This is a genomic window from Streptomyces sp. NPDC087270, assembly GCF_044744625.1.
In the GTDB taxonomy this organism is placed as follows: Bacteria; Actinomycetota; Actinomycetes; order Streptomycetales; family Streptomycetaceae; genus Actinacidiphila.
The window spans coordinates 20,617-31,318 of record NZ_JBIUYR010000038.1 but is presented as its reverse complement, the minus strand read 5'-3'; the positions used below and the strand labels follow the sequence as shown (position 1 = coordinate 31,318).

Annotated in this window: 11 protein-coding genes; 6 read left to right on the top strand and 5 right to left on the bottom strand. The window is 75.4% G+C overall.

From position 1 onward, the window contains the following. The 3 genes from ACIPAE_RS39620 to ACIPAE_RS39610 all read left to right on the top strand — a co-directional run. Positions 1-369, top strand: a 369-nt coding sequence (locus ACIPAE_RS39620) for a lactate utilisation protein LutB domain-containing protein (protein ID WP_402452304.1), incomplete at its 5' end; no start/stop codon positions are given. Continuing rightward, complete coding sequence (locus ACIPAE_RS39615) at positions 366-1,157, top strand: lactate utilization protein C (protein ID WP_402452302.1); 792 nt, start codon at positions 366-368, stop codon at positions 1,155-1,157. The genes ACIPAE_RS39620 and ACIPAE_RS39615, both read left to right, overlap by 4 nt. Positions 1,158-1,196: 39 nt before the next feature. Beyond that, positions 1,197-1,745, top strand: coding sequence for a GNAT family protein (locus tag ACIPAE_RS39610; RefSeq protein WP_366412185.1), 549 nt, complete (start codon positions 1,197-1,199; stop codon positions 1,743-1,745). 7 nt (positions 1,746-1,752) lie between these two features. Here ACIPAE_RS39610 and ACIPAE_RS39605 read toward each other — a convergent pair whose 3' ends face one another. The 4 genes from ACIPAE_RS39605 to ACIPAE_RS39590 all read right to left on the bottom strand — a co-directional run bounded on the left by ACIPAE_RS39605 (position 1,753) and on the right by ACIPAE_RS39590 (position 6,793). Then, positions 1,753-2,028 (bottom strand): hypothetical protein, encoded by a 276-nt coding sequence (locus tag ACIPAE_RS39605; RefSeq protein ID WP_402452300.1) that lies wholly within the window; start codon positions 2,026-2,028, stop codon positions 1,753-1,755. A gap of 46 nt (positions 2,029-2,074) precedes the next feature. Beyond that, the gene (locus tag ACIPAE_RS39600; protein WP_328460872.1) at positions 2,075-3,094 is read right to left on the bottom strand and encodes a LacI family DNA-binding transcriptional regulator; all 1,020 of its coding nucleotides are present in this window, start codon (positions 3,092-3,094) and stop codon (positions 2,075-2,077) included. Positions 3,095-3,540: 446 nt separating this feature from the next. After that, positions 3,541-5,442, bottom strand: coding sequence for a tetratricopeptide repeat protein (locus ACIPAE_RS39595; RefSeq protein WP_402452297.1), 1,902 nt, complete (start codon positions 5,440-5,442; stop codon positions 3,541-3,543). A gap of 274 nt (positions 5,443-5,716) precedes the next feature. After that, the gene (locus tag ACIPAE_RS39590; RefSeq protein ID WP_402452295.1) at positions 5,717-6,793 is read right to left on the bottom strand and encodes a class I SAM-dependent methyltransferase; all 1,077 of its coding nucleotides are present in this window, start codon (positions 6,791-6,793) and stop codon (positions 5,717-5,719) included. 48 nt (positions 6,794-6,841) lie between these two features. Between ACIPAE_RS39590 and ACIPAE_RS39585 the strand changes: the two genes are divergently transcribed. Beyond that, on the top strand, positions 6,842-7,420 hold the full coding sequence (locus ACIPAE_RS39585) for an XRE family transcriptional regulator (protein WP_329372183.1): 579 nt from the start codon (positions 6,842-6,844) through the stop codon (positions 7,418-7,420). Here ACIPAE_RS39585 and ACIPAE_RS39580 read toward each other — a convergent pair. Further along, the gene (locus tag ACIPAE_RS39580) at positions 7,365-8,126 is read right to left on the bottom strand and encodes a histidine phosphatase family protein (RefSeq protein WP_402452292.1); all 762 of its coding nucleotides are present in this window, start codon (positions 8,124-8,126) and stop codon (positions 7,365-7,367) included. The genes ACIPAE_RS39585 and ACIPAE_RS39580 overlap by 56 nt on opposite strands. A gap of 196 nt (positions 8,127-8,322) precedes the next feature. Between ACIPAE_RS39580 and ACIPAE_RS39575 the strand changes: the two genes are divergently transcribed. Beyond that, positions 8,323-8,910 carry a PadR family transcriptional regulator gene (locus tag ACIPAE_RS39575; RefSeq protein ID WP_402452289.1) on the top strand — a complete coding sequence of 196 codons (588 nt, stop codon included), beginning with the start codon at positions 8,323-8,325 and terminating at the stop codon, positions 8,908-8,910. Continuing rightward, positions 8,903-10,555, top strand: a complete 1,653-nt coding sequence (locus tag ACIPAE_RS39570; protein ID WP_402452287.1) for an FAD-dependent monooxygenase — start codon at positions 8,903-8,905, stop codon at positions 10,553-10,555. The genes ACIPAE_RS39575 and ACIPAE_RS39570 overlap by 8 nt, the downstream gene beginning before the upstream one ends. Positions 10,556-10,702 lie beyond the last annotated feature (147 nt).

Below are 10,702 nucleotides of genomic sequence, written 5' to 3'. Positions count from 1 at the left end.
CTCCCCTACGCCTCCACCCTCTGCGGCGCCTGCTACGACGTCTGCCCCGTCGCCATCGACATCCCCGAAATCCTCGTCCACCTCCGCGAACGCGTCGCCGAGCAGGGCGAGGGGCACCGCGCCGAGCGGGCCGCGATGCGGGCGGCGACCTGGCTGCTGGACCATCCGGCCGCCCTGTCGGCCGTCGAACGCGCCGCGTCCGCCACGCGCGGGCTGCACCCCGCCCGGCTGCCGCTGCCCGGCCCCGCGAAGGCCTGGAGCGACGCCCGCGACCTGCCCGAAGTGGCCGCGGAGCCGTTCCGCGCCGGCTGGAAGAAGACCCGGGGTGCAGGCGGCGCCCCGCGGAAGGACAAGGACAACCCCCGATGACGCACCCGGCACACCCGGCAGGCCCGGCAGGCCCGGCAGGCCCGGCACTCCCCGCCGACCCCGCGGGCTCCTCGGACCCCGCCACCCCTTCCAGCCGGGACCGCATCCTCGCGCGGGTCCGAGCCGCCCTCGCCGACCGCCCCGGCTCCACCGCCGAGGGCGCCGGGGGCGCCGGGGGCGCCGCGCCCGCCGACCCGCCCATCCCCCGCGACTACGCCCGCGCGCACGTCCCCGACGACCCCGCGGCCCTCGTCGACCTGCTCGCCACCCACCTCGCCGACTACCGCGCCCACGTCCACCGCTGCACCACCGCCGACCTGCCCCGTACGATCGCGGAACTGCTCACCGCACACGGCAGCCGCACCGCCGTGGTGCCACCCGGACTGCCCGACGGATGGCTGCGGGCCGCCGCGGACATCACGACGACGATCGGCGGCGACGACATCACCGCCGTCGAACTCGACCGCATCGACAGCGTGGTCACCGGCTGCGCACTCGCCATCGCCGAGACCGGCACCGTCGTCCTGGACGCGAGCCCCGACCAGGGCCGGCGCGTGCTGACGCTGGTGCCGGACCACCACGTGTGCGTCGTACGGGTACCGGAACAGGTGGTCGCCTCGGTGCCGCAGGCACTGCCCAGGCTCGACCCGGTCCGCCCGCTGACCTGGATCTCCGGCCCCTCGGCCACCAGCGACATCGAACTCGACCGCGTGGAAGGCGTACACGGCCCGCGTACGCTCGACGTCGTCCTGGTCGCCCCGGACGACGCGGAGCAGCCGGGGGCCTGAGCGCGCCGCCTCCGGGGCGGCGGAAGGGAGTGCCGCACGATGGGCCGTTCCACGCCGGTCGAGCCGCCGCGTACGCCGCTGACCGACGGCACCGTGACCGTACGGCTCAGGCGGGAGTCGGACATGGACGCCATCGCGGCGGCGAGCCACGACGCCGAGACGCGCCGCTGGCTGGACGACGGCCCGATGGACGCGGAAGCGCGGCGCACCGGCGTGGCGCGGGTCGAGGCGGCCTGGCGCAGCGGGCGGGCGGCTCCGTCGGTGATCGCGGACGCGGTCACGGACGAGCCGGTCGGCATCGTGAACCTCCAGTTCCGCGCCGACGACGTGGCCTCGGTCGCCTACAGCGTCTTCCCGGCCCACCGCGGCCGCGGCATCGCGCCGCGCGCCGTCCGCCTCGTGACCGCCTGGGCCTTCCGCGACCTCGCCCTCACCCGGCTCCTGCTGGAGGCCGACGAGGCGAACGCCGCGTCGGTGCGGGTCGCCGAGAAGTGCGGCTTCCGCCGCGTGGGCACCCGCACGTCCCCCGCGCCCGACGGCACCACCCCGCACCCCACCGCCCTGTTCACCCGCACCACCCCGAACTGACCCGGCGTCAGCACGGCACGTCCACGCCGTACGTCCTCAACTCCTCGACGGCGGCGCGCAGGCAGCGATCCACCGTGTCACCGTCGGCGCGCATGCCGTGCGGGAGCGGGCCGCCGCTCGCGAAGAACGTCCACGCCGGCCGGCCGTCCCGCAGCCGCTCGGCGTCGAGCCGCAGTCCGGCGCCCACGCCCTGCTCGCCGAGCCACTCCAGGATCAGGAGGGCCACGTCCTCGATCCCGCGCTCCGGGTCCGACTTCACCCAGCGGCCTTGGCGCGACGGCACCGTCACGCGCTCCCCCGCGCCGGGGCCCACCCGTTGCCGGCTCCGGTCACCGCACCGGCAGGCTGGAGCCGCGGACGACCAACTCGGGGAGCAGGACGGCACGTTGGTGCTGGTGCTGGGCGGCGCGGGGTCCGGTCTCCTCCAGCAGGAGTTCCGCGGCCATCCGGCCCATCTCGGCGGCCGGCTGCCGTACGGAGGTGAGGGGGACGACCGCGGCCGCGGCGAACTCGATGTCGTCGTAGCCGACGATCGCCAGATCGCGCGGGACGGCGATACCGGCGGCGTAGACGACCTGGAGGACGCCGAGGGCGAGCAGGTCGTTGGCGCAGAACACCGCGGTGGGGCGCTGGGCGAGGCCGAGCAGCCGGGAGGCGGCGTCGCGGCCGGCGGCGACGTCGAGCCGCTGCGCGGGGATCTCCAGCAGCGCCTCGGGGCCGAGCCCGGCCTCGGCGAGGGCCTGGAGCATGCCGACCCGGCGGTCCTTGACCTGCTGCAGGTGCGGCGGCCCGCTGATGTAGGCGATGGTGCGGTGCCCGGCGGAGACCAGGTGGCGGCCGGCCAGCGCGCCCCCGATCGTGTCGTCGACCGACACCGAGCACCCCTCGGCCTCGCCGGTGCCCCGGTCCACCAGGACGAACGGCACGTTCTGCTGCCGGAGCAGGTCCAGGCTGGCGCCGGTCGGGTCGGCCGGGGTGAGCAGCACCCCGCGCACCCGCTGCTCCGCGAAGAGCGACACGTACGTCGCCTCCTCGGAGGCGCTCTGGCCGCTGTTGCAGAGCATCACGCCCAGCCCCGCCTCGCGGGCCGCGGACTCCGCGCCGCGCGCGACGTCCACGAAGAACGGGTTGCCCATGTCGAGGACGAGCAGCGCCATGATCCGGCTCTGGCCGGCCCGCAACTGGCGGGCCGACTCGCTGCGGACGTAGCCGAGTTGCTTGATGACGCTCTGCACGCGGTCCCTGGTCTCCTCGGAGACCAGGTCGGGACGGTTGATCACGTTGGACACCGTGCCCACCGACACGCCGGCCTGCCGCGCCACGTCCTTGATCCCGACCATTCGCACCATGTTCTCCTCAAAGGGGCTCTCCGCACCGCCGGACCGCAATGTACTGAACGGGTCGGAGGTTTCCCCATTGAAACAGTTCACTCGGCCCCGCCGCACCAGAGGGCGGCCCCACCCGGGCCCCGGCGCCGCCAGCCGGGCCGCGGCGGGCCCGGGAGGGTGCACGGCGTGGCTCCCGCGCGACGCGTCGACCGATTGAAACTATTCAACCCACGTCGCCGACCCTAGGGCCGGCCCCGGCGGACGTCAAGCCTCGTGCCGGACGTACGCCCCCATACCCGCCGCAACCGAGAGGGGTACGGACGAGGGGGCCCACCGTACTCCGATTAGATGCATTCAATACCGCCACCGGTCCCGCGCTGCGCTCCGCCCCTGCTCCCGCCCCCGCACCCGCGCTCGCTCCGCCCCCCGCACCCGCACCCGCACCCGCACCCGCACCCGCTCCCGCACTACCCGCTCTTACGCCGCGGCCGCTTCCCGAGCAGCGCCCTTGCGGGCCTCGTCCACGGGGCCGCCCGGAGGTTCCGCCGCGCGCGGCGCGCCACCTCGGGATCGATGCCCGGGCAGATCAACACCAGTGCGGCGAGCGGGTCGTGGAGTCCGGTGGGCCGCTTGCCGAGCGCCGCGGCGGCCTCCTGGTAGCGGCGGGCGATGGCCTCGGCGATCTCCGCGCGCTGCTCGGGATCGCGCCACGCGGCGACGCACAGGGCGAACGCCGCCGCGTCGACGGTCCAGTCGTCGGGCCCGAAGAGCAGGCGCAGCAGCAGGGTGCGGCGGGTGGAGCCGGCCCACGGCTCCTCCGCTCGGTGGTGCAGGATGCCGACGCACACCCACACCTGGGCGAACCGCTCCCAGTACAGCGGGTGCTCACGCTGGAGCTCCCTCCAGTTCGGGTCCCGCGGCGGCGGCATGTGGGCGAGCAGGCCCAGCAGGTCGGCGCAGTCCAGCTCGGCGAAGGCCGCGGCGCGGTCGTACGCGATCAGCGGCTCGGCCCAGACTCCGCCGGCGACCTGGTGGACGAGGGCGACCGCCGCCGGAGAGGGCGGCGCCGCGGCCGCGACGGGCTCGGTGCCCCGGTAACTCCACAGCGGCGGGCCGAAGTCCGTGCGGACGGGGAGGCGCGGGTCCGGTTGCGGCCAGCGCGCGAGTGTCGTCGTGGGCGCGGGAAAGCGGGCACGGCAGAGGGCTGTCGGCGTCGGCGCTTCGAGGGCCGTCACCGTCGCCGTGACACTGGTCACCAGGCCGTGCGACTCCTCGATCCCGGTCAAGTACCCGTAGGCGCTGCACACGGCTTCGGTCGGCGGGGGGACGATCCGCAGCCACATGCCGTCTTCGCAGGCGCGCTCCACGCAGGTGCGGAGGTAGCCCACCTCCGGATGGGCCACGGCGAGATCGATCAGGGTCGTCAACTGCGCGATGTCGCCGCCCCTTCGGGTCTTCCGGCCGGCTCGGTACCGGGCCGCGAGGACCGCCGCGCGGTACTTGGCGCCCGTAGGGTCGGCCGCCGAGGGTCCGGCCGCCACCGCGCGTTCGGCCCAGCGCAACGACTGCGCGACGTCACCCTGGTCGAGCGTGATGTCCGCGAGGTCGAGCAGGACGTCGGCGTTGCCGGGCGCGAGCGCGACGGCCCGCTTCCACACCTCGATCGCACGCTCCGGCTGCCCGGCGCCGCGGTGGGCGGAGCCGAGCAGGATCAGGGTGAGTTGAGTCGCCCGGCCGTCGGCCTGTACCTCGCGTTCCTCGGCCCGCAGGCACCATGTGACCGCTTCCTGGTGCGCTCCGAGCCGTCTGGCCAGCGCGGAGAAGGCGCGCAGGCCGCCCGCGTCGCAGTCCGGCCGGGCCGCCGCCTCGCGGGCCAGCGCCAGCCACGGGGCCAGCGCGGCCGCGACCTCGGGCGGCGCCGGGTCCTCGACGGCCCCCCAGACGGCGCTGACCGCGCCGCCGACCGCCGGAAGCGGCAGCGAGCCGCCGAGCTCCGGGCTGAACCAGGGCGCCGCGGCCCAGGGCCGCTCGGGGTGGACGGCGACCACGGAAGCGAGCAGTTCCACCGCTTCGGGCACCCGCCCCTCCTCGGCGATCAGCGCGATAGTCGCCGCCGCGTTGCCCGGGAAGACCGTGGTGCCGTCACCCTTGAACAGTTCCCGCGCCGCCTCGGACGATCCGGCGGCCACCACGATCTCGTCCAGCGCGGTGTACGCCGATGCGAGGCCCGGGTCGTGGAACAGCGCCCGGCCGAGATGGACCGCGGCGTGCGGAAGGTCCCCGGCGACCAGGAGCGCGCGGCACCGCCCTACGTCCGCCCCGGCCCGCGCCCGTCCGGAGCCGCCTCTCGCGCCCACACCCGTGTTCATCCCGCCCCCTGTTCGCCCCAGCGGGCCGAACCACCCGCCGGGCCGGAGCTTAGTGCCGTGGCCGGAAGGGTTTGCCTGGTTCGCGGTGTCCGGTGCGGTGATCCTCAAGGCGGAGGATCGTCCTCGTACCGGGCGTACTCGGATGACTCCGACAACGCGGCGAGGTGCCGTGCCGGACACCGCGAACCGGTGCACCTTTCCGGTCACGGCCCCAGCGATCAGCACCGACACGGGGGAGCGGGGGCGGAGGGGGGAGGGACGCGCGTGCGGCGGCTCAGTGGCGTTCCGCCAGCCAGACCGTGCGGGTGGTGCGGACGGTGAGGTCGCCGCGGCGCAGGAGCGCGTCGGGGCCGTCGCCGTCGAGGAGCGTGGCGAGGACGGCCAGGTCGTCGGCGTCGAGCGCGCTCCCGAGGTGGTCGCGGGTGCGGCCCAGCACGGCGTGGGCGTAACGGCCGGTGGCGGCGGGGAGTGGAGGGGCCAGGTCGATGGCGACGTGCCGTTCGGCGCGGAGGGTGAAGCCGGCCGCGGTCAGGCGGGCGCCCCAGTCGTCGCCCATGTGCGGCACGTCGTGGGCCCGGCGCTCGTCCATCGCCGTGCGGCAGCGCGCTTCCAGGCCGGGCCGGCCGAGGCCGATGTCGTCGGGCAGGAAGAGCGGGAAGGAGTCCAGCTCGACGGCCGCGAGCAGCCCGCCGGGGCGGAGCAGGGCCGCGGCCTCGGCGAGCGCGCGGTCGGGGTCGGCCATGTGGTGCAGGGACGCCGACGCCCACACCAGGTCGGCCGGGCCCGCGTCCGGCCACCTCTCGTCGAGGTCGGCCTCGATCGTACGGACCCGGTCGGCCACGCCGAGTTCGCGGGCCCGGTCCCGCAGCCGGCCGAGCATGTACGGCGAGCGGTCCAGCGCGGTGACCTCGGCGCCGTCGAACCGCCGCAGCAACGCGAAGGTGCCGGCGCCGGTGCCGCTGCCCACGTCGACGATGTGGCGCGTGGCCGGGGAGGCGGAGGCGCCTGGGGGCGCGGGGGATGCGGCGATGCCCTCGGGTTCGGCGGGTTCGGCGGGTTCGGCGGGTTCGGCGAGTTCGGCGATCCAGGCGGTGAGGTCGGACAGGTACGCGGCGAGGACCTCGGCGTCGAGGTCGAGCATGTCGGCGAGGGCTGCTTCGTCGTCCCCGCCGTCCCCGCCGTCCCCGCTGCCCGATCCGCCCGCACCGCCGCCGCCGCCGGCATGGTGGCCGTGCGCGTGCGAGTCCGCGTGGCGGTGCTCGTCCGCGTGGCGGTGCTCGTCCGCGTGGCGGTGCTGGTCCGGGTGGCGGTGCTGGTCCGGGTGGCTTTCGGGGTGCTGGTGGTCTGCCATGCCGCCGACCCTACGTACGGATTGCGGGGACGACATATCCTCTTGCGTATGGCGCAAGACGGTCACGGGCTCGACATCCTCGTACGGCAGCGGATCAGGGGGCTGCGGACGTCCCTGGGCTGGTCTCTCGACGACCTCGCGGCGCGGTGCGAGCTGAGCCCGTCCAGCCTGAGCCGGATCGAGACCGGGCACCGGCGCATCACCCTGGAGCAACTCGACGCGATCGCGCGGGCGTTGGGGGCCAGCATCGACATGCTGGTGGAGTCCGCCGACGACGGCGACGTGGTGATCAGGCCGCAGCACAACGCCGATCGCGGCGTCACCACCTGGATGCTGAGCCGCGAGCCGGGCGCGAACGGCACCACCGTCGCGAAGATGCGGATCACCCGTCCGGTCCGGCGCGGCACCGACGCGCTGCGGGTCCACCCGGGCCGGGACTGGTTCACCGTGCTGTCCGGGACCCTGATGCTCCTGCTCGGCGAGCGCACGATCATCGTGGAATCGGGCCAGGCCGCCGAGTTCTCCACGATGGTCCCGCACGCCTTCGGCGCGCACGGCGGCCCGGCCGAGATCATGGGCGTCTTCGACCACGACGGCCGCCGCAGCCACTTCCGCCAGTTCGGCTGACCGCCCGCCCCGAAGGGCCGCCCACCCGGCTCACCCCAGATGCGCGACGGACGCGATCTCGACGACGGAGAAGGCGGGGGCGGCGCGGATGTCGGAATTCGGCAGGGACGACGTCGAGCGTGGTGATCGCGCAGGAGGGCACGCCGGCGTCCGTCAGCGCGGCCGGCACCGCGCGGTCGCCGATCAGCGTACGCAGCAGGTCCGCGGTGGCGCCGCCATGCGTCACGACGGCGATCGGGCCGGGTTCGGCGTCGGCGGACTCGAACGGCTCGGCCCGCGCCGACAGTTCAGCCCCCTCCGCCAGCTCGGCCGCCTCCGCCCGCTCGGCCGCCTCCGCCAGCTCCAGCAGGCACGCGCGCATCCGCGCCGCGGTGGCGCGGGAGGAGTCACCGCAGTCGGGCACGTGGTCCCGGTCCCGTACCGAGGCGGCCCAGTCCGCCAGGAAGGCGTCCAGCGGCTGAACCCCGTCCCAGTTCATCCGCTCGCGCAGGCGGGCGTCCTCCCGGACCTCCAGACCGGTGGCGGCGGCGAGGAAGGACGCGGTCTCGCGGGCGCGCCGCAGCGGGCTGCTGACGATCGCGCGCAGCCCGACCTCCCGCAGCCGGCCGGCGGTTCGAGCGGCCTGCGCCCGTCCCCGCCCGGTCAACCCCGGGTCCCCGGGCCGGCGTTCCTTCTCCGCGTGCTGCACCAGATGGAAGACGGCCATCCCCGCAGGGTGGCGGAGCCGTACGGCGGCGGTCCACCGATTTCCCGCGGGTTCCAGGGGGCGGGGAGGCACGTCTCCAGCCGAACTCGGCGTATAGTCGGTTCCGACCAATCGGATACGACCAATGGACATCGACCGCGTCCGGGTCCGCGCTGAGCATCGGGCGGACCGCGTGACGACGACGGGGAGGGCACCAATGACGGCCAAACGACCAGCGAACCCGCTGGCCCTGGCGCTGCTCGGGCTGCTGCTGGAGCAGCCGATGCATCCGCACGCGATGGCGGTGGAACTGCGCGCGCGGCAGTTGGACCAGTACTTCAAACTGACCACCGGCTCGCTCTACGACACCGTGCGCGTGCTAGTCCGCGACGGCTGGATCGAGGCGGACGGCACCGAACAGGTCGGCGCCCGCCCGGCCCGCACGGTCTACCGCCACACCCCGCAGGGCCGCGGGCACTTCACCGAGTGGCTGGACGAGCTGATCCGCGAACCGGTCCAGGAGTTCCCCCGGTTCCTGTCCGCTGTCAGCTACCTCGGCGCCCTCGGCCCCGAACGCGCCGCCGACGCGCTGCGGGCCCGGGCCACCGCGCTCCGCGCCCAGGTCGAGACGCGCGAGGCCGCGCACCGCGCCGCCCGCGAAGAACACGGTGCGCCACGCCTCTTCGTCATCGAGGCGGAGTACGCCCAGGCGATCGCCCGCGCCGAACTCGCCTGGGTCGAACGCGTCGCCGCCGAGATCGAGAACGGCACCCTGGAGTGGCCGGAGGTGGCACCGGATGCGTGAGGCCCCTCAGGCGCCGGCGGCCACGGAACCGGCCGCCACCGCCACCAACACCGCCACCGCCACCGCCACCGCCACCGCCACCATCAACACCGCGACCACCATCAACACCGCCACTACCGGACCGGTGTCGCGCACCGCGGTGCTCGTCGTGGGCGCCGGCCCGGCCGGGCTGACCGTGGCCTGCGAACTGGCCCTCGCCGGAGTGCCCGTGACCGTACTCGAACGGGACGCGGCGCCGCCGCCCTTCTGCCGGGGCTTCAACCTCAACGCCCGCAGCCTCGAACTGCTCGACCGGCGCGGCCTGGTGGACCGCTTCCTCGCCGAGGGGCCGACCGTCACCTCGACGGTGTTCGTCGGCGGCGCCCGGCTCGACCTCGGCGCGATGGACTGCCGGCACCCGTACGTCCTGGGCATACCGCAGACCCGCGTCGAGGAACTGCTCACCGCCCGGGCTACGGAACTCGGCGTACCGATCCTGCGCGGCCACCGCGTCACCGGCCTTCGGCAGGACGCCGGCGGCGTGACCGTCGAGACCACGGCCCCGGACGGCCCGGCGAACTGGCGGTGCCGCTTCCTCGCGGGGTGCGACGGCGGCCGCAGCACCGTGCGCGGACTCGCGGGCATCGCGTTCCCCGGCACACCGTCGCGCCGGTTCACGCTGCTGGGCGACGTCGTCCTCGCGGACGGTGCCGATCTGCCGTTCGGCGTGACCACCGGACCGGGCGGCGCCGTCTTCGCGATCCCGCGCCCCGGATACGTACGGCTGATCACCGCCGACCCCGAGCCGCCCGCCGACCGCGACGAACCGGTCACCCTCCCCCGTTTCCAGGCGGCGGTGGACCGCGCGCTCGGCCGGCCCGCCGCGATCGCCGAGGCCCGCTGGCTCACCCGGTTCGGCGACGCCGCCCGGCTGGCCGAACGCCTGCGGCACGGACGGGTGTTCCTCGCCGGGGACGCCGCGCACATCCATCCCCCGGCCGGCGCGATCGGCGTCAACGCCGCCATCGACGACGCGATGGCGCTCGGCTGGCGTCTCGCGCTCGCCGCCCGGGACCTGGCCGACGACGGCGTCCTCGACGCGTACCACGCCGAACGCCACGCCGCCGGCGCCCGGTTGATCCGCGACACCCGCGCGCAGGCCGTACTCGGCCGGGACGACGAGGAGTTGGCGCCCGTACGCGACCTGCTCGCCGAACTCGCCACCGCGCCGGCGACAGCCGGACCGCTCGCCGAGACGATCACCGCGGTGGGCACCCGCTATCCGGTACGGCACCCCTCGGGCCATGCCTGGGACGGCCGCGCCGTCCCCGACATACCCGCGGCCCCGGCCGGGTTGTTCGCCCTGCTCGCGCGCACCGGCCGCGGCGTGCTGCTGCTGGCCCCGGGCCCGCTCGCCGAACCGCTGCGCGCGACCGCCGCCGGCTGGTCCGACCGCGTCACCGCGGCCACCACCGCCCCCGACGCGCTGCCCGGCGCCACCGCCGTCCTGGTCCGTCCCGACGGCCACGCCGCCTGGGTCGCCCCCGCGGACCAACTCCCCCCAGCAGCCCCCGAGTCACCGCGCGAGGCATTGAACCAGGCCCTGCGCACCACCCTCACGACGGAGTTCGGCCCACCCTCCGCCCGGGCCGACGAGGACACGTAACTCCCGCCCACCGGCCGAACTCACGGCCCCGAAGCCGTGTCCACAGAATTCGAACCCAGCCGGGCACCTCGCAGAGGGCGCCGACAGACCCCGCCACCAGCGAAGTTGCTGGGTGCGGGGTCCTTTCACGTGCGCGGCCGGATGCGG